Origin of the sequence: Streptomyces sp. B21-083 (genome assembly GCF_036898825.1) — a bacterium.
Classification (GTDB): domain Bacteria; phylum Actinomycetota; class Actinomycetes; order Streptomycetales; family Streptomycetaceae; genus Streptomyces.
This window is the reverse complement of record NZ_JARUND010000002.1, coordinates 3,063,867-3,081,867: the sequence shown is the minus strand read 5'-3', so window position 1 is coordinate 3,081,867 and position 18,001 is coordinate 3,063,867. Positions and strand designations below refer to the sequence as shown.

Annotated in this window: 15 protein-coding genes; 12 read left to right on the top strand and 3 right to left on the bottom strand. The window is 70.3% G+C overall.

Annotated elements, in window-relative coordinates:
* Nucleotides 1–60: 60 nt before the first annotated feature.
* From QA861_RS37725 to QA861_RS37680, 10 genes are all read left to right on the top strand, one after another.
* Nucleotides 61–1,104, top strand: a complete 1,044-nt coding sequence (locus QA861_RS37725; RefSeq protein WP_334593272.1) for a beta-ketoacyl-ACP synthase III — start codon at nucleotides 61–63, stop codon at nucleotides 1,102–1,104.
* A complete protein-coding gene (locus QA861_RS37720; RefSeq protein WP_334593271.1) occupies nucleotides 1,101–1,340 on the top strand; it encodes an acyl carrier protein in 240 nt (79 codons plus the stop codon). The genes QA861_RS37725 and QA861_RS37720 overlap by 4 nt, the downstream gene beginning before the upstream one ends.
* A 50-nt stretch (nucleotides 1,341–1,390) precedes the next feature.
* The gene (gene scoE, locus QA861_RS37715; RefSeq protein ID WP_334593270.1) at nucleotides 1,391–2,293 is read left to right on the top strand and encodes a (3R)-3-[(carboxymethyl)amino]fatty acid oxygenase/decarboxylase; all 903 of its coding nucleotides are present in this window, start codon (nucleotides 1,391–1,393) and stop codon (nucleotides 2,291–2,293) included.
* Complete coding sequence (scoD, locus tag QA861_RS37710; RefSeq protein ID WP_334593269.1) at nucleotides 2,290–2,787, top strand: (2E)-enoyl-ACP glycyltransferase; 498 nt, start codon at nucleotides 2,290–2,292, stop codon at nucleotides 2,785–2,787. Before scoE ends, scoD begins: the two co-directional genes overlap by 4 nt.
* A 19-nt stretch (nucleotides 2,788–2,806) precedes the next feature.
* Nucleotides 2,807–4,369 (top strand): fatty acid-ACP ligase ScoC, encoded by a 1,563-nt coding sequence (scoC, locus tag QA861_RS37705; RefSeq protein WP_334593268.1) that lies wholly within the window; start codon nucleotides 2,807–2,809, stop codon nucleotides 4,367–4,369.
* Nucleotides 4,370–4,419: 50 nt separating this feature from the next.
* Nucleotides 4,420–4,665 carry a phosphopantetheine-binding protein gene (locus QA861_RS37700; protein ID WP_334593266.1) on the top strand — a complete coding sequence of 82 codons (246 nt, stop codon included), beginning with the start codon at nucleotides 4,420–4,422 and terminating at the stop codon, nucleotides 4,663–4,665.
* Nucleotides 4,662–9,044 (top strand): non-ribosomal peptide synthetase, encoded by a 4,383-nt coding sequence (locus QA861_RS37695; RefSeq protein WP_334593264.1) that lies wholly within the window; start codon nucleotides 4,662–4,664, stop codon nucleotides 9,042–9,044. The genes QA861_RS37700 and QA861_RS37695 overlap by 4 nt, the downstream gene beginning before the upstream one ends.
* 105 nt (nucleotides 9,045–9,149) lie before the next feature.
* On the top strand, nucleotides 9,150–10,190 hold the full coding sequence (locus tag QA861_RS37690; protein ID WP_334593263.1) for an ABC transporter substrate-binding protein: 1,041 nt from the start codon (nucleotides 9,150–9,152) through the stop codon (nucleotides 10,188–10,190).
* A gap of 56 nt (nucleotides 10,191–10,246) precedes the next feature.
* Entirely contained in the window at nucleotides 10,247–11,221 is a 975-nt protein-coding gene (locus QA861_RS37685; RefSeq protein ID WP_334594973.1) for a FecCD family ABC transporter permease, read from the top strand.
* Nucleotides 11,218–12,018: an ABC transporter ATP-binding protein gene (locus QA861_RS37680; RefSeq protein ID WP_334593261.1), complete on the top strand. Its 801-nt coding sequence runs from the start codon at nucleotides 11,218–11,220 to the stop codon at nucleotides 12,016–12,018. The genes QA861_RS37685 and QA861_RS37680 overlap by 4 nt, the downstream gene beginning before the upstream one ends.
* A gap of 145 nt (nucleotides 12,019–12,163) precedes the next feature.
* On the opposite strand, the gene QA861_RS37675 is transcribed toward QA861_RS37680, so the two are convergent.
* Nucleotides 12,164–14,260: an RICIN domain-containing protein gene (locus QA861_RS37675; protein WP_334593259.1), complete on the bottom strand. Its 2,097-nt coding sequence runs from the start codon at nucleotides 14,258–14,260 to the stop codon at nucleotides 12,164–12,166.
* A gap of 390 nt (nucleotides 14,261–14,650) precedes the next feature.
* On the opposite strand from QA861_RS37675, the gene QA861_RS37670 reads away from it, so the two are divergent.
* Entirely contained in the window at nucleotides 14,651–15,679 is a 1,029-nt protein-coding gene (locus QA861_RS37670) for a LacI family DNA-binding transcriptional regulator (RefSeq protein ID WP_334593258.1), read from the top strand.
* A gap of 97 nt (nucleotides 15,680–15,776) precedes the next feature.
* On the opposite strand, the gene QA861_RS37665 is transcribed toward QA861_RS37670, so the two are convergent.
* Together QA861_RS37665 and tnpA are read right to left on the bottom strand one after the other, a co-directional pair.
* Nucleotides 15,777–16,037, bottom strand: coding sequence for a hypothetical protein (locus tag QA861_RS37665; RefSeq protein ID WP_334593257.1), 261 nt, complete (start codon nucleotides 16,035–16,037; stop codon nucleotides 15,777–15,779).
* A gap of 149 nt (nucleotides 16,038–16,186) precedes the next feature.
* On the bottom strand, nucleotides 16,187–16,615 hold the full coding sequence (gene tnpA / locus QA861_RS37660; RefSeq protein WP_334593255.1) for an IS200/IS605 family transposase: 429 nt from the start codon (nucleotides 16,613–16,615) through the stop codon (nucleotides 16,187–16,189).
* A gap of 23 nt (nucleotides 16,616–16,638) precedes the next feature.
* Between tnpA and QA861_RS37655 the strand changes: the two genes are divergently transcribed.
* Complete coding sequence (locus QA861_RS37655) at nucleotides 16,639–17,961, top strand: RNA-guided endonuclease InsQ/TnpB family protein (RefSeq protein ID WP_334593253.1); 1,323 nt, start codon at nucleotides 16,639–16,641, stop codon at nucleotides 17,959–17,961.
* Nucleotides 17,962–18,001: the final 40 nt, after the last annotated feature.

Here is an 18,001-nt window from a genome sequence, read left to right as displayed (position 1 = left end):
CCCTTTCCACGTTCCCTTCCTCTTCTTGTGTCGCCACTTTTCCCGTGCCTGGAGTGCTCCATGTTTCCTGCTGCCACCGGTTCCTCGGCGCCGGCCGCCGCCGTTCTGTGCGGGCTGGCCGGCTGGGTGCCGTCCCGGGTGGTGACCAACGCGCACCTCGCGCGGCGGCTCGACACCGACGACGCCTGGATCCGTAGCCGCACGGGGATCCGGCAGCGGCACGTCATCGACCCCGGGCAGGCGACCTCCGACCTCGCTGTCGAAGCCGGCCGCCGGGCCCTCGCCTCCGCCGGGACGGACCGTGTCGACGCGGTCATCGTGGCCACGACGACCCCGGACCGCCCCTGCCCGGCCACCGCGCCCACGGTCGCCGCACGCCTGGGCCTGGCCGGGGTGGCCGCCTTCGACATCGGCGCGGTGTGCACCGGGTTCGTCTACGGACTCGCCTCGGCCGCCGGACTGATCGCGGCCGGTGTGGCCGAACGGGTCCTGCTTGTCGGGGCGGACACCTACTCCACGATCGTGGACCCACTCGACCGGGCCAACGCGATCGTCTTCGGCGACGGTGCCGGAGCCGTCGTCCTGCGCGCCGGACATGCCGACGAGCCCGGCGCGGTCGGCCACTTCGACCTGGGCAGCGACGGTGCCCACGAGGACCTGATCACGGTCGCGGCCGGCGGCTCCCGCCAACGCTCCCGGCCGGGTGAACCCGGCCGAGAGGAACGGCACTTCGCGATGCGCGGCAAGGAGGTCTACCGGCACGCGGTGACCCGCATGGCGCAGTCGGCTCGGGCCACCCTGGACCGGGCCGGCCGGAAGACCGACGACGTCGACCTCTTCGTACCGCACCAGGCCAATCTGCGGATCCTGCACTCGGTCGCCGACGATCTCGGGCTGCCGCGCGAGCGGTGCGCGGCCCACGTCGAGTCCGTCGGCAACACGGGCGCCGCGTCCATCCCGCTCGCCCTCGCCGACGCGGCCGTACGGCAGGCCGTCCGGCCGGGTGACCGGCTCCTGCTCACCGCCTTCGGCGGCGGCCTCACCTGGGGCTCCTGCCTCCTTACCTGGCCCACCCTTCCCCGACTGGAACGGACGACGTCATGAGCACCACCTATGAGCAACTCGTCGGCCTTCTCAAGAAGTTGCACGACGCCCCGGCCGACCGGATCCGCCCCGGCGTGACCCTCGGAGAACTCGACGTCGACTCGCTGACGACGGTGGAGATCAGCATCCGTATCGAGCGCGACCTCGGCGTGACCGTCGGCGACGAAGAACTCGAACCCGACCTCACCCTGGGCGACGTCGTCGGACTCATCGACGCCCGCCGAGCCACGGTCTGACCCTGCCTGACCCCGCCTGTCCCTGCCCGACCACGGAAGGAAGCACCGGTATGGAGATCGACGAACAGCCCGGCGGCGCGATCGGCGCCGACGTCGAGGGCTTCGACTACACGACCGCCTCGGACGCCGACATCGTCGCGCTCAAGAACACCGTCTACACGAAGAAGATCGCCGTCCTGAAGGGGCAGCACCTCTCCCCTCGGGAGTTCCTGGCACTGGGCAGGCGGCTGGGGAGGCCCGAGACCTACTACGAGCCGATGTACCAGCACCCGGAGGTCCCGGAGGTGTTCGTCTCCTCCAACGTCCCGAAGGACGGCAAGCAGATCGGCGTACCGAAGACGGGTAAATTCTGGCACGCCGACTACCAGTTCATGCCGGACCCCTTCGGAATCACCCTGATATACCCCCAGGTCATTCCCGAGAAAAATCGCGGAACGTATTTCATCGACATGGGCCGGGCGTACAGGGAACTGCCGGAGGAACTGAAGTGGGAAATCGCCGGAACACAATGCAGGCACTCGGTGCGCAAGTACTTCAAAATCCGGCCGCACGACGTCTACCGGCCCCTCTCCGAGATCATCGACGAGGTCGAGCGGAAAACACCGGCCGTCGTCCAGCCCACCACCTTCACCCACCCCGTGACCGGCGAGACGGTCCTCTACATCAGTGAGGGCTTCACCGTCGGCATCGAGGACCAGGACGGCAATCGGCTCGACGAGGAACTGCTCAAGCGACTCTTCGACGCCACCGGACAGCTCGACGAGACGTTCGAGCACGACGGCATCCACCTGCAGAGCTTCGAGCGGGGTGACCTGCTTCTCTGGGACAACCGCAGCCTGATCCACCGCGCCCGGCACACGACCACGCCCGAGCCGACCGTCTCCTACCGCGTCACCGTCCACGACGAACGCAGGCTGCACGACGGGATCGGGGACGGGATCAGGACGGCATGACGGACGAAGCCCTGCTGGCCCAGGTGCTGACGCCCTACAAGAAGCACTGCAGGTACCTGCGTTCGGCAGTCGTGACGGAAATCGACGGACGGGCCTCCGCCCGCTGCGAGTTCGAGATTCCCGAGTCGTGCTACATCGACGACACCGGCCATCTGAATTCCGTCGAGGTGAACATCTGCTACAACCAGATGATGTATTACCTCGTCGCCAAGTCGGTGCGGGAAGGGCTGGGCGCGGGGTTCGAATCATGGACGCTGGACGACTTCTTCGAGCGCCAGCTGCCGGACATCCTCATAGCCCGTTTCTCGTCCAACTTCAGACGCCCGGTCAATCCCCGTGCGTTCTCCGGGGAGTTGGAGTTCCGTTCCGTCACCCGGCGGACCCCGGCCGGCGGCAGCCCGTTCCTGCACGCCGAGACCACCTTCCGCTACCGGGACGCCGAGTCGGGCCGCTGCGACGGCGAGGCGACCCTGGCGTTCGTCAACGTCCCCTGACACAAGGCGAGAGACAGCCATGACCACGGACACGCTCCACCAACCGGAACTCCGGACACTCGTCCGGACCACGAGCTTCCACGCCCGGCACCGGCCCACCACCCCCGCGATCCTCTGCGAGGGCCGCACCCTGACCTACGAGCGACTGCACCGCGAGAGCAACCGCGTCGCCCACGCTCTCCTGGCCGCCGGCCTGACGGCGGGGGACCGGGTCGCGTACCTCGGCAAGGAGTCCGAGCACTACTACGAGATCCTCTTCGCCTGCGCCAAGAGCGGCACCGTCCTGGTCCCCGTCAACTGGCGGCTCGCCGCGCCCGAGGTCAGCCACATCCTCCAGGACTCCGGCACCCGACTCCTCTTCCTGGAGGACGAGTTCGTCCCGATCGTCGAGAAGATGCCGACCGCGCCCCCTGAGACGGTCGTCGCACTCGGCGAGTCCTTCGCCGCCTGGAAGGCACCCCACCCCGACACCGAACTCCCGGACACCGCGACCCCGGACACCCCGGTCGCCCAGATCTACACCAGCGGCACCACCGGCCTGCCCAAGGGCGTCGTCCTCGCCCACCGCAGCTTCTTCGCGATCCGGGACGCCCTGGCGAGCGAGGGCCTCGACTGGATCGACTGGCGCGCCGGTGACATCGCGCTGGTCGGCATCCCCGGCTTCCACATCGGCGGCCTGTGGTGGGCGACGCAGAACCTCGACGCGGGCACGACGATCGTCGCGATGCGCGCCTTCGCCCCGCGCGAGGCCGTCGACCTCATCCGCGATCTCGGCATCACCACCGCCTGCGTCGTCCCGGCCATGCTCCGCATGATGCTGACCGAACCCGGCGTCGGCGCCGAGGACTTCACCACCCTGCGCAAGACGGTCTACGGCGGCTCCCCGATCTCCGAGGCCCTGCTGGAGGAGAGCCTCGCCGTCCTCGACTGCGAGTTCGCCCAGATCTACGGCCTCACCGAGACCGGCAACACCGCCGTCTGTCTGCCCCCGGCCGCCCACGTCCCGGGTGGCTCGCTCATGCAGGCCGCCGGACGGCCGTACCCGGGCGTACGCGCCAAGGTGATCGACGGCGAGGGCCGCGAACTCCCGCCCGGCGCGGTCGGTGAGGTCTGCCTCGCCACGCCCGCCCACATGGTCGAGTACTGGGGACTGCCCGAGAGGACCGCCGAGACGCTCGTCGACGGCTGGATCCACACCGGGGACGCCGGATTCATCGACGAGGACGGCTACGTCTTCATCCGCGACCGCATCAAGGACGCCGTCCTCGTCGCCGGCGAGAACGTCTACCCGGCCGAGATCGAGAACGTACTGGAAGCACATCCGGGGGTGGCCGAGGCCGTCGTCGTGGGCGCCCCCGACGAACGCTGGGGCGAGTACGTGCACGCCTTCGTCGTCCCCGACCCCGAACAGCCGCCCACTCCACGGGACTTGCACACCTTCCTCGTGCCGAGGCTCGCGAGCTTCAAGCTGCCCGCCCGCTACGAGTTCATCGACAGCGTCCCGCGCAACCCCAGCGGCAAGATCCTCCGGCGCGAACTGCGCGACCGCTTTTGGGGCGACTCCGCCCGCAAGGTCAACTGACCGGCACTTCCTCGACAGACCTGACACCTGAGACCCGGAGAGAGAACGACATGCCTGCTCCCCTCACGCTGGAGGGCTTCCGTGCGGACCTGGCGGAGTACCTGTACCTGCGGCCCGACGAGGTCGACCTCGCCGACAACCCCCTCTACGCCGGACTCGACTCCCTGCGCATCGTCACCCTCATGGAGCGGTGGCGGGCGACCGGTGTGGAGGCCACCTTCGTCGAACTCGCCGAACGCACCTCGTTCGGTCAGTGGTGGCAGCTGCTCTCCGCACGTCAGGAGACAGCAAGATGACGGGGCGTCAGCCGCTGCTCGCCGCCCAGGAAGGCATCTGGACCGGCCAGTTGCTCGACCCGGACAGCCCGGCGTTCAACACGGCCGAGTACGTGCACATCCACGGTCCGATGGACGCGGCCGTCTTCGACACCGCCCTGCACCACGTGGTCGCGGAGACGGAGGCCCTGAACGTCGCCTACGTGGCCGACGACCAGGGGCGGCCCTGGGAGACGACCGCCCCCGTCGGCGACTGGTCCCTGCACACGGACGACCTCACCGCCGAGCCCGATCCCCGCGCGGCGGCCCTGGCCTGGATGGACGAGGACATGGCCCGCCCCGCCGACCTGGCCCACGGCCCGCTCTTCGGCCATGCCCTGCTGCGGATCGCCCCGCAGGAGTACCTCTGGTACCACCGCGTCCACCACATCGCCCTCGACGGCTTCGGCCTGTCACTGGTCGCCCGCCGGGTCGCCCACGTCTACACGGCTCTCATCGCGGGCGAGCCGGTGGAGGACAGCGGCTTCGGCACCCTGGCCTCGGTCCGGGAGGAGGAGGGCGCCTACCGGGAGTCGCCGCGCCGCACGAAGGACCGCGCCCACTGGGCGGACCGGTACGCGGACCGACCACCCGTGGCCACGCCCGCCGACCGGTCCGCCCTGCCCGCGCACACCTTCCACCGGCGGGTCGTCGACCTCGGCGCGGCACGGACGGAAACCCTGCGCGCCGTCGCCCACGACCTGCGAGTCACCTGGTCCGAAGTCCTGCTGGCGGTCACAGCGGCCCGGCTGCACCACGCGACCGGCGCTCCGGAGATCGTCCTCAGCCTCCCCACGATGGGCCGCCTCGGCTCCGTATCCCTCCGGGTGCCGTGCATGGTCCGCAACATCCTGCCCCTGCGCGTCCCCGTCACCCCGGCGGACACTTTGCGCGACCTCGCCGACCGCGTCTCCCGCGAACTGCGCGCCGGTCTCCCGCACCAGCGGTACCGCTACGAACAGCTGCGCCGCGACCTCGGACTCGTCGGGGGACAGCGCCGGTTGTCCGGCCCGGGCGTCAACATCATGCCGTTCGCGTACGACCTGCGGTTCGCCGGACACCGCAGCACCGTCCACAACGTCTCCGCAGGCCCCGTCGACGACCTGTCCGTCAACGTCTACGACCGCTCCGAGGGCGCCGGCCTGCGCATCGCCGTGGACGCCAACCCCGACCTCTACGACGAGGCCGGCGTCACCGCGTTCCAGGAGGGGCTTCTCACCCTGCTGGGCGAGGCGGTCGCCGCCCCCGACCGGCCACTCTCGGACCTGCGGGCGCGTGAGTCCGTCCCCGTCCCTGTCCTGGACGGCGGGCCACTGCCGGGCCCGGCGCGCTCGGTGCTCGGGCTGATCGCCGACCAGGCCGCCCGGCGCGGCGGGGTCGTGGCCGTAGAGCACGACGGCCGCAGCGTGACGTACGCGGAGCTCTTCGGTTCGGCGCGTGACCTCGGCCGCCGACTCGCCGCCCGAGGGGTGGGCCCCGGGGACCTGGTGGCCGTGGCCATGCCGCGCGGCATCGACGCGATCACCGCCATCCTCGGTGTCCTGCTCACCGGCGCCGCCTACTGCCCCCTCGACCCGACCACACCTCCGGCACGCAGAGCCGAGTTGCTGCACAACGCCCACCCCGCACTGACCCTGACGGCCCGCACCTACGCCGACGCCCTGACGGATGCCCCGCCGACGCCCAACACGATCGGGCCGGCCGTGCCGGCGCCGGACGGTCCTGCTTGCGGGGGCGTCGTGGTGGATGCCCCGCCGGTGTCTGGCATGGTCTCGCCGACCATTCCGGCGCCGGAGGGTCTCGCGTACGTCCTGCACACCTCCGGCTCCACCGGACACCCCAAGGGTGTCGAGATCGGACACCGGGCCCTCGCCCACTTCGTCGCCGGTGCCACCCACCGCTACGGCGTCCAACGCGCCGACCGCGTGCTGCAGTTCGCCCCCCTGCACTTCGACACCAGCGTCGAGGAAATCTTCCTCACCCTGTGCACGGGCGCCACGCTCGTCGTCCGCGCCGACGACATGACCGACTCGGTTCCCGCCTTCCTCGACGCGTGCGACCGCTCGCGCATCAGCTTCCTCGACCTGCCCACGGCCTACTGGCACGAGGTGGCCTACGCCCTGTCGACCGGCGCCGCCGTCCTGCCCTCCGGGGTGCGGACCGTCGTCATCGGCGGCGAGGCGGCCCTGCCCGAACGCGTCGACCGCTGGCGCAAGGCCGTCGGCACGTCGGTGCGGCTGCTCAACACGTACGGCCCGACCGAGGCCACCGTGGTCGCCACCGTCGCCGACCTCCACGACCCCGGCCTCGCCCCCGGCGACGTACCCATCGGACTCCCGCTGCCGGGCACACGGGCAGCGGTCGTCGACGGCGAACTCCATCTCCTGGGCGACAACCTGGCCGTCGGCTACCGAGGAGACCGCTCTCCTGACGCCGACCGCTTCGCCCCCCTCCACACGCTCCCCGGAGCCCCCCGCGCCTACCGCACCGGCGACCTCGTACGGATCGGCGACGACGGTCAACTGCGGTATCTGGGCCGGTCCGACACCGAGTTCAAGATCAGCGGGCAGCGCGTGCACCCGGCCGAGGTGGAGAGCGTCCTCCTCGCTCACGCGAGCGTCCGTGACGCCGCCGTCGTTGGACAGGTGCTGGCGGACGGGACCCGACGGCTGGCCGCGTACGTCGTCCCGGACGGGCCCGCCCCGGCCGTGACCGCGATCAGGGACCATCTCCGGACCACGCTGCCACCGGCGATGATCCCTTCGGCGGTCGAGTTCCTGGAACGGCTGCCCCGGACGGGCTCGGGAAAGACCGACCGGAAGGCACTCGCCGCGCCTGCACCCGGCCCCGGCCCCGGCCCCGGCTCCGGCGAACAGGCCGACGCGCCCGACAGCACCCTGGAATCCACCATCGCCAGCGTCTGGCGACAACTGCTCAGCGTGGCCTCCGTCGCCGCGCAGGACGACGTGTTCGACCTCGGCGCCCAGTCGCTCCAGGCCATCCAGGCCGCCAACCGGCTCGGCGTCGAACTGGGCCGCGAGGTCAAGGTCGCCTGGCTCTTCCAGTACCCCAGGGTCGCCGAACTCGCACGCTTCCTGGGGCAGCGGGCCCGCCCCGCGACTACCGGGCTTCCGCCGACCCTGCTCGCCGACACCGTCCTCGACCCGGACATCCGCCCCGGCGCCGGGCCCAGGGCGAGCGGCACACCGGACCGGATCCTGCTGACCGGCGCGACCGGCTTCGTCGGCGTACACCTGTTGGCACAGCTCCTGACGAGCACCGAAGCCGAGGTCGTCTGCACCGTCCGGGCCCCGAGCCCCGCCGAGGCCACGGCCCGTATCCACCAGGCCCTTCAGACCCACCGGATCCACCTCACGGACACGGAGCACACACGCGTCACGGCGCTCCCCGCCGACCTCTCCCGCCCCCGACTGGGCCTGGACGAGGCGTGGTTCGCCGAACTGGCCCGCACCTGCGGGGCGATCCTCCACAACGCGGCGACCGTCAGCATCATGCGGGACTACGCCACCCTGCGCGCCGCCAACACCGAGTCGACCCGGGAACTGCTGCGCCTGGCGGCCGTACGCGCGATCCCCCTGCACTTCGTGTCCACGCTCTCCGTCGCCCCACCGCTCGCACTCGCCCCCGAGGTGCCGGAGGCGTTCTTCCCACCCCACTCCGGCCTGCGCTACGGCTACCAGCAGTCGAAGTGGGCGGCCGAGCGCCTGCTCGAACAGGCCGCCGAGCGTGGACTGCCGGTCACCGTGCACCGGCTCGGCCGGATCGTCGGCCCGGCCGCCACCGGCCATGTGAACGAACGGGACTTCCTGTGGAGCGTCCTGCGCGCCGGAATACCCGCCGGCATCGTCCCCGAGCTGTTCGAGGAGGAGACCTGGACCCCCGTCGACCACATCGCCGAAGCCCTCGTCCGTCTCTGCCTCGGACCGGCCGGCGCGGCGGCGACCGTCTTCAACCACGCCGCCACGCCTCCGGTGCGGCTCAGCGACGTCTACGACTGGCTGGAGGAGTACGGCTATCCGCTGCGACGCCTGCCCCTGGACCGGTGGCGTGCCGAACTGCCGCGTTCCTCCGGCGTCGCGGCGACCACGCTCGCCTTCTTCGACTCCTGGGAAACGGCACCCGAAGCGGCGCCCGACCCCGCGGCCGCCGCCGGCCCCGACCTGCGCCTGGGACGCGTACGCGCCGACAACGTCGTGACCGGACTGCGCGGCAGCGGCATCACCTGCCCGCCCGCCGACCGGGACCTCGTCTTCCGTTACCTCGACCACTGCGTCTCCACCGGCGCCCTGCCCGCCCCGCCGGCCGGACGGAGAACCCATCCGGCAAGCCCCGCGAAGTAGTCGGGCTCCGCCGGGAACTCATCGGCTCCGCCTCCCGACTACTGCGACAGAGCCCGCAGCCCCACGAACGCCCGTCCCACGAACGCCCCGCCGCAAGGAGCACGTATGCCGAAGAAACGGCCCGCCGCCATCGCCCTGGCCGGCGCCCTGTGTCTGGTCACCTCGGCCTGCGCCGGCTCCTCGACCGACACGGGCGCCGCCGACGGCAAGGTGGAAGCGGCCGCCGCGAAGTCCGGCTACCCGGTGACCCTGGAGAACTGCGGAGTCACGGAGAAGATCACCGAGGAGCCCGGCCGGGTCGTCGTCATGAACGGAGCCTCGGTCGCGGAGGTCTCCACGCTCCTCGCCCTCGGCGTCCAGGACAAAATCGTGGCCAACCAGCAGAGCTACGGCATGTCGGAGGTCGCGGGCCGCTCCGCCGCCATCAGGGCGCTGCCCGACGGTGACGTGAAACTGAACGACGCCTACGACGTCCCGCGCGAGGCGATGATCGGGCTGCGCCCGGACCTGGTGCTGTCGACGACGTCGTACGGCTTCGACGAGAAGAACGGCTTCGCCACCCGCGGGCAGTTGAAGCAGGTCGGCGCCAACACCTATGTCTCGCCGCAGGGTTGCGACCAGGACACCACCAGGATGACCACCGCCGACAGCTACACCCTGCTGCGCGACATGGGCAGGATCTTCGACCGGAGCGACCGGGCCGAGAAGATCGTCGCCGCGTCGGAGAAGCACATCGCCGAGGTCGCCGGGAAGGTGCAGGGCGAGAAGCAGCCCAAGGTGATGGTCCTGTTCTCCAACATGGCCATGGGTGGCAACGACTTCAGCTCGGTCGTCGCCAAGGGCATCTACAACGACATCCTCGCCAAGGCCGGCGGCTCCAACGCCTTCGAGAACACGTCCAAGACCTCCTTCGCCGACCTGAGCAAGGAGAAGGTGGCCGCCACCGACGTCGACGCGCTCGTCGTCATCGGCTACAACGACCCGAACCCGGCTGCCTACGCCAGGAAACTGCTGAAGGAGTTCCCCCAGTGGCCGGCCGCGAAGAACAACACGTACGTGGCTCTGTCGGACTCGATGTACCTCGGCCCCAGCAACGACCTGGCGGTCGAGAAGATCGCCGCGATGCTGCACCCCGACAGGGTCTGAACGGCCTGCGGCTGTCCCTGGCCGCAGGAGTCCTGCTCGTCGTGCTCGTCGCGGTCATGGTGGTGGCGGTGAGCATCGGCGCGGTCAACATCCCCGTCGGTGACGTGTGGGCGATCCTCCTCCACCACCTCACCGGCCGGGGCGCCACCGCAGACCCCGCGCTCGACCAGATCGTGTGGACCTTCCGGACCCCCCGGGTCGCCCTGGCGGCCCTCGTCGGCGCGGGCCTGGCGGTGGCCGGGGCGGTGCTCCAGACCCTGGTCACCAACCCCCTCGCCGACCCCGTCGTCCTGGGCTTCTCCTACGGCGCCTCGCTCGGCGCGGTCCTGGTCATCACCCTCGGCGGCGTCACCCTGGGCGGCCTGGGCGCACTCGGTGTCTCCGGCGCGGCGTTCGTCGGGGCCCTGGCAGCGGGGACCCTGGTCTTCGTCCTGGGGCAGCGACAGGGCCGGCTCGCCCCCACCAGGGTGGTGCTGGCAGGGGTGGCGGTCGGCTACGTCCTGCTCTCGATGACCAGCTTCGTCCAACTGCTGGCGACGCCGACCGAGTTGCGTACGGTGATGTTCTGGATGCTGGGCAGTGTCGCCGGCGCCCAGTGGAGCCAACTGCCCACCGTCACGGGCGTCGTTCTCGCTAGCACCGTCCTGCTGACCCTGTTCGGCCGGCGGCTCAACGCCCTGCTGGCCGGCGACGAGTCCGCCACCGCCCTCGGCGTGGACGTCAACCGGCTGCGGGCCGTCCTGCTCGTCATCAGCGCGCTGCTCACCGGCACGGTCATCGCCGTCGCCGGCGGGGTGGGCTTCGTCGGCCTGATGATCCCCCACCTGGTCCGGCTCACCACCGGTGCCGACCACCGCAGGCTCATCCCGCTCACGGCCCTTCTGGGCGCCGTCTACCTGGTCCTCGTGGACCTGCTCTCCCGCACCCTCACCCGCCCGAACGAACTCCCGCTGGGCATCCTCACCGCCCTGCTCGGCGCCCCCTTCTTCCTGTGGCTGCTGCGCCGCAACAAGGGCCTGGACAGCGTATGAAACTGACCGTGGACCAGCTCCACATCACCCTGGACCGCCGGCCGATCCTCCGCGCGGTGAACCTGGAGGCCGCCAAGGGCGACGTCGTCGGGCTCGTCGGCCCCAACGGCAGCGGCAAGTCCACCCTGCTCCGCACGGTCTACCGCTCACTGCGCCCCGCCGCCGGAGTGGTCAGGGTCGGCGACGGCAACGTATGGGAACTCTCCACCCGCACCGCCGCCCGTCGCACAGCGGCCGTCCTCCAGGACTCCGGCACCACCACGGGCCTGACGGTGACCGAGATCGTCGCCCTCGGCCGCACCCCCCACCACGGTCTGCTGGGCCGGGACGGATCCGAGGACCGCGAGGCCGTCGCCGAGGCGGTGACCCGCTGCGGTGTCGCGCCCTTCGCGGACCGGGACTACGCGACCCTCTCGGGCGGCGAACGCCAACGCGTCCTGCTGGCACGCGCGTTGGCCCAGCGACCACAACTGCTCGTGCTGGACGAGCTGACCAACCACCTCGACATCCGCGCCCGTTTCGAGCTTCTGGACCTGATCCGCAGCACGGGAGTCACCACCCTGGCCGTCCTGCACGACCTCGACCTCGCCGCTCGCCTCTGCGACCACCTGGTCGTACTCCACGAGGGCGAGGTGACGGCAGCCGGCCCGGTCCTGGAGGTACTGACCCCGGAGATCCTCCGTGACGTCTTCGGTGTCCGGGGCGAGACGGAACGCCACGCCGACGGTGTCGTCCGCATCACCTATGCCGCCCAGCCCCTCGCCGCCGCCCGGGAGGCCGAGCCGGCGGATCGGTGACGCGGACGGGCAGCTCGGTCGCAGTACGGCTCGTACCGCGTCCGGGTCCAGCAGCCAGATGGTCTCGTCGAAGACGCCGGGCGGACCGGAGGACCCGGCCCGCCCGCCGACGGGGAGCGAACGGCGACGACAGGCCGTCAGGCCGTCAGTTGAGCGTCCACTTCTGGTTGGTTCCGCTGTTGCACGTCCACAGGTCGATCTTGGTCCCGTTGGCGGTGCCGTTGCTGACCGCGTCGAGGCAGAGCCCGGACTGGTTGTTGGTGATGGTGCCGTTGGAGTTGACGGTCCACTTCTGGTTGGTGCCGCCGGTGCAGTCCCAGATGATGACCTTCGTGCCGTTGGTGGTGCCGTTGTTGTCGGCGTCGAGGCACTTGTCGCCGTAGACCACGAGTTCACCGCGCGAGGTGGACGTGAAGGTCTGGTTGTGCCCGCCGAAGCAGTCCCACAGGGCGAGTTGGGTGCCGTTGGTGATGGTGTTCCTGGCGAGGTCGAGGCAGCGGCCGGAACCGGCGCCGATGATCTCGGCGCCGTTGGTGCCCGCGATGTCCGAGACGAGGACGGCGTCGAGGTCGGGCGCCCAGCCGCCGCTGTTGGAGAACTTCAGGGTGTTGGAGCCCTTGGCCGCGCCCACCAGGACGGAGACCGTGCCCGGGGTGGTCCAGGAGCCGGTCGGCGGGAACGAGACCAGCGTGGGCTGCTGGCCGTTGACCTGGAGCGTCGCCGTGCGGGCGGTGCTGTCGCCGTTGACGTAGGCGATGGTGGCGAGCTTCACGCCGGAGGCCGAGGCGTTGACGTTGTTGAACGTCAGGGTGTTGGCGGAGCCGTTGCCGATCGAGCCGGTCAGCGAGCCGCCCGAGCAGTTGGCGCAGGTGGCGGTGGCGACCGTACCGGCAAGGGAGTTGGCCGAGGACTCCGCCTCGTAGGTGGTGCCGGCTGCCTCGGTGCCGGAGACGGTGAGCAGCACCGCCTCGCCGGCTGGGACCGCGGTCGTGTAGCTCGTCGCGGAGCTGCCCAGGTTCGTCGCCGTCCACACGTCACGCACGGCGGCGGAGGCCGTGGTCAGGCCCAGGTCGGCCCAGCGGGCGGTGACGGAGGCGGCCGAGGAGGTGCGGTTGAGCAGCAGCACCGCACGCTTGCCGGTGCCCGACAGGACCTTGCTGTAGACCTGCAGGCCCTTGGTGTCCTCGGCGACCTTGACGCCCTGGAGGCCGCGCGCGTCCTGGTCGATGGCGATGACCTCGGGGTTCTTGAGGATCGACGCCGTCGTGGAGCTCATGGTGGCGAGGTTGTTGCCGGCCAGCAGAGGGGCGCCGGAGATCGCCCACAGGCCCATGTGCGTGCGGTTCTGGGCGGCGGTGAAGCCGCTGATGCCGATCATCAGCATGTCCGGGTCGTTGTAGTACCCGGTGTGCTGGGACGAGGGATGCAGCGTCTTGTCGAAGTTGGTCAGCATGTTGGCCGCGGACGGGCTGTTGCCCCAGAAGAGGATGTCCGTGCTGGTACGCCACATCGGGGCCGTGCCCGCGCCCCAGTTCCAGGGGTTGCCGGTGCCCCACTCGCAGAACGACAGGACCAGCTTGTGGCCGGTGACCGCGGCGGCGGCGTCGTTGGCGGCGCTCATCGCCTTGTACGTCGTCTCCTGGTCGAGGCCCTCGGCGTTGCCGCCGCACCAGTCGACCTTGACGAAGTCGTAGCCCCACTCCTGGAACGTCTGCATGTCCTGCTGGTAGTGGCCCTCACTGCCGGTGTTGGGCGCCGCGGGCCTGGTGGTGGGGTAGTAGTAGCCGCAGCCCTGCTTGCCCGCGTCGGTGTAGATGCCCGCCTTCAGGCCCTTGCTGTGGATGTAGTCGGCCATGGCCTTCATGCCACCGGGGAACAGGCTCTCGTCGGTGACGATCTTCCCGTTGCCGTCCCGGGCGCCCTGCCACCAGCCGTCGTCGATGTTGACGTACTTGTAGCCGGCGGCGGCCATGCCGGACGAGACGAGGGCGTCGGCCTGGGCCTTGATGGTGTTGTAGTCGATGCTGCTGGCGAAGCTGTTCCAGGAGGCCCAGCCCATCGGTGCCGACGGAACCGCGACCTGGTTCGTGCTCACCGCGACCGGCTCGGCCGGGCCGAGGTCCGCCGACGGCGCCCGGCCCCCGCCCACGGCGAACAGCCCGGCGACAGCCAGACCGAGGACCGACACCTGGACGGCGACACGTCTCGTCCAGCGGGTCACGGTGGTTCTTGTTGATGGCATGGAACAAACCCGTCCTGTATGTGGATGAGCGGTAGGTGAATGCGCGGCCGGGACGCTCTTGTGGACGTGAATGTTAACGTTCACATTTCGCGCCCGGGGGCCGCGACAGGGAGTTTTTGGCGGTTGGCAGTGGCCAGTGGGGCAGTTGGCAGTTGAAGTGCAGGCGTGCGGGGTGGAGCGCGCGCGGTGGCGCAGTCGCGAAGTGAGGCGGAACTGCGGCGGACCGGGATCCCCGCGTGCCTCGCGTCGTCGAGGCAGGAGAAGTGTGAACGGTAACATTTGGCTCCCGCAATACTCCGTGCGGAACTTTCTCCTGGCGGTACCGTCAGCCCTGGCGGTCCCCGTACCGACGCAGTACCGAGCCAGCACCGACGAGGAGCCGTCCCCACCATGCAGAGGACCGTCAGCATCCGGGACGTCGCCAAGGAGGCGGGCGTGTCCCACCAGACCGTCTCCCGGGTCGTCAACGGTCACCCCAAAGTCAGGGAGTCGACCCGGGCCCGGGTCCTGCGTGTCATCGCCGAGCTGGGCTACACGCCCAACCGGATGGCCCGGGCGCTCGCCGGCGGTGCGGTGCGCTCGGTGACCGTGCTGACCTCCGACACATCCTTGTACGGGGCTTCTGCGACCCTGAAGGGCATCGAGGAGGCGGCACGGGCGGCCGACTTCGCGGTCGGGATCAGCGTGCTCGACGCCGGCTCGGCCCAGCAGCCAGCGGATGTCGCGGCCCGGGTCAGCCGGCCGGGGGAGGCTGTGCTGGTCATCGCCTTCGACGCACCGGGCGTACGGGCATGGCAGGCACTGCCCGCCGGGTTCCCGGCAGCGGCGGTGGTGGAACGGCCCGAGGACGGCGGCCCCGGGGACCGGCCCGAGCTCTGGCTGGACGACCGGGCGGCCGCGGCTCAGGCCACGCGTTATCTCCTCGGCCTCGGCCACGAGACCGTGCACTACGTGGCGATCCCGTCCTCCACCACCCGTACCGGCCAGCGCACCGCGGGCTGGCGCGACGCCCTGAGGGCGGCCGGCAAGCCCCTCCCGGAACCGCTCGACGCCGGGTGGAGCCCGCGGTCCGGCTACCTCGCCGCCCGCTCACTGCTGGTCGACCCGTCGGTCACGGCCGTGCTCTGCGGCAACGACGACCTGGCACTCGGCGTCCTGCGCGCGGCCAGGGAGGTGGGCCGGGACGTGCCGGGCGACCTGAGCGTGGTCGGCTTCGACGACGCCCCCCACTCCGCCTACGCCCACCCCGCCCTGACCACCGTCCGCCTCGACTTCGAAGGCCTCGGCCGGGGCTGCTTCGGCCTGCTCCACCGACTCCTCGAACCCGACACCGCCCCGGCCCTGCCCCTGTGGGCCGAGCCGGAACTGATCGTGCGGGAGAGCAGCGGCCCGGCTCCGGCACGGCGGGACGGGGGTTGAGGGCTTCGACACGGCCGACGTGGGGCCGGGGTGAGACGTCGGGGCCCCCGGCCCCGAATCCACCGGCCGCCGCCGGTCAATAGGCTGCGGGCGTGAACTACAGCGAAGTCGAGGCGGAGATCCTCCAGTTGATCGTCGGGGCCGGCGAGGGGAGTGTCCGGCCGGAACTGCTTCGCGACGCCGCCGACGACGAACTCACCGAGGAAGCCCGGGCGGCACTCGTCACCGCCGGCGCGAACGTCCTGACGATCAGCGCCGCTCCGAACTGCACGACAAGCTCGCGACGATCTACGACGGCATCCTGGTCGAGGACGATCTGGACACCGGAGTCCTCACCGTCATCAGGGCGTTGGCGCACTGGCACAGCTATCTGCGGCACCACCAGCGCGCGGAGCTCTACCTTTGATCTTGCGCAGTGCTCCCCCGTTTACGGGGGAGGTGAAGCGCATCTCAATACTGCTCTGACCTCGGCTTGGGGCATGGATCTGCGCTGTTGGCCTCGGCCGGTCACACGGGGCGCTGCTGGTTCTCGATGTACTGGCGTACGACGGTCAGGGGTGCCCCGCCGCAGCTTCCGGCGAAGTACGAGCCGGACCAGAAATGTCCGCCCCACAGGTGCCGGCGGACATGTGCGTCGTAATCCTTGCGCAGGTGTCGGGAGGAGACGCCTTTGAGGGAGTTGACCAGTCTGGAGAGCTGGACCTTGGGCGGGTAGTGCACCAGCAGGTGCACGTGGTCTTCTTCGCCGTTGAACTGCTTCAGCTCGGCCTCGAAGTCCTGGCAGACCTCGCGCATGATCTTCTCGCATCTGGTCAGCATCTCGTCCGTGAATGCCTTGCGCCGGTACTTGGTGATGAACACCAAGTGGACGTGCAGGTTGTGGATAACGTGACGTCCTGTGCGCACATCGGGGTTTGGGTTCCACCGTGGTGACATGAACCAAATGCTACAGTGATCGTGTGACTACGGAACGTGTGCAGGAGAAGAGGCAGGTCGGGCACCGCGCCCGATTGGCGCTGACGCCTGTGCAGATCCGGCTCATGGATGACCAGGCGCACGCGGCCCGCACGATGTGGAACTGCCTGCACGACTGGTGGACGATGCTCCCGAAGGAGAAGCGTTCCCTGGCCGTGGCCGACGGGGCGATCCGCCAGGCCCGCAAGGACATCGACTGGCTCGGCGCGCTCCCCGCCCAGGCCGCGCAGGCGGTGCTCAAGACGTACTTCCAGGCGTGGAAGAACTGCTGGGACAGGCGCGCCGACGCACCGAACTTCAAGGCCCGCCTGCGCACGGTGATGTCGGTGGACATCCCGCAGGGCCGGGACCTGAACATCACCCGCGTGCACCGGCGCTGGGGCATGGTCAACATCCCCAGGATCGGCCGGGTCCGCTTCCGCTGGACAAAGGATCTCCCGGTCGGCAAGCGAGCCGACAGCGAGAACCGGATCACCGGTGCCCGGCTGGTCAAGGACGCACTCGGCTGGCACATCGCCTTCCGCGTCCAGAGCCTTGAGGCGACACCCGAACCCCATCAGGGGCCGGAGGCCGGCATCGATGCCGGTGTGAACCTGCCCCTGGCCCTGTCCGACGGCAATCACCAGGACCACGGGCGCCCGCCCCGCCTCCCCGACGGGAGGGCCGACCGGGACAAGTGGCTGAACCCGCAGGAGAAGGCCAAGCTGCTGGACCTGGAACGACACGCCGCCCAGCGCAAGCAGCACCGCACACGCGGCGAGAAGACCTCCCGCCGCTTGCAGCACACCTACGACCAGATCAAGCAGCTCCGCGCAAAAGCCACGCGCCGCGCCGTTGACTGGCAGCACAAGACCACCACCAACATTGCCAAGCAGTACGGCACCGTCGTGGTCGAAGCGCTCACCATTACGAACATGGTCAAGTCCGCCAGGGGCACCATCGAGGAACCCGGGAAGAACGTCGCCCAGAAGTCCGGCCTGAACCGCTCCATCAGCCAGGAGGCATGGGGGCGCACCGTGACGATGCTGACGTACAAGACTGTCCGCCACGGCGGCACCCTGCACAAGGTTCCCGCCCCCGGCACCTCCCTGCGCTGCTCGGCCTGTGGGGTCACCACACCGGGCAGCCGCCAGGACCAGGCCACGTTCGTGTGCAAGAACCCCGACTGCGGCTGGTCCGGCAACGCCGACTGGAACGCGGCCCGGAACGTCTTGCACCTGTACCGGATGGGCCACGCGCTCATCCCGGCTGCCGGGAGGGCAGTCGCCAGGCGTCCCCGCGGCGTCAAGCCCGCCACCGCAAGGTAGGCAGGAACCTCCCTCGTTTACGAAGGAGAGCACTTCAAGA

Bases quoted from the DNA above. Each gene is read 5' to 3' on its own strand.
- QA861_RS37685 (WP_334594973.1), top strand. From the start codon at position 10,247: ATGGTGGTGGCGGTGAGCATCGGCGCGGTCAACATCCCCGTCGGTGAC.
- QA861_RS37725 (WP_334593272.1), top strand. From the start codon at position 61: ATGTTTCCTGCTGCCACCGGTTCCTCGGCGCCGGCCGCCGCCGTTCTG.
- QA861_RS37720 (WP_334593271.1), top strand. From the start codon at position 1,101: ATGAGCACCACCTATGAGCAACTCGTCGGCCTTCTCAAGAAGTTGCAC.
- scoD (WP_334593269.1), top strand. From the start codon at position 2,290: ATGACGGACGAAGCCCTGCTGGCCCAGGTGCTGACGCCCTACAAGAAG.
- QA861_RS37695 (WP_334593264.1), top strand. From the start codon at position 4,662: ATGACGGGGCGTCAGCCGCTGCTCGCCGCCCAGGAAGGCATCTGGACC.
- QA861_RS37680 (WP_334593261.1), top strand. From the start codon at position 11,218: ATGAAACTGACCGTGGACCAGCTCCACATCACCCTGGACCGCCGGCCG.
- scoC (WP_334593268.1), top strand. From the start codon at position 2,807: ATGACCACGGACACGCTCCACCAACCGGAACTCCGGACACTCGTCCGG.
- scoE (WP_334593270.1), top strand. From the start codon at position 1,391: ATGGAGATCGACGAACAGCCCGGCGGCGCGATCGGCGCCGACGTCGAG.
- QA861_RS37700 (WP_334593266.1), top strand. From the start codon at position 4,420: ATGCCTGCTCCCCTCACGCTGGAGGGCTTCCGTGCGGACCTGGCGGAG.
- QA861_RS37675 (WP_334593259.1), bottom strand. From the start codon at position 14,260: ATGCCATCAACAAGAACCACCGTGACCCGCTGGACGAGACGTGTCGCC.
- tnpA (WP_334593255.1), bottom strand. From the start codon at position 16,615: ATGTCACCACGGTGGAACCCAAACCCCGATGTGCGCACAGGACGTCAC.
- QA861_RS37690 (WP_334593263.1), top strand. From the start codon at position 9,150: ATGCCGAAGAAACGGCCCGCCGCCATCGCCCTGGCCGGCGCCCTGTGT.
- QA861_RS37670 (WP_334593258.1), top strand. From the start codon at position 14,651: ATGCAGAGGACCGTCAGCATCCGGGACGTCGCCAAGGAGGCGGGCGTG.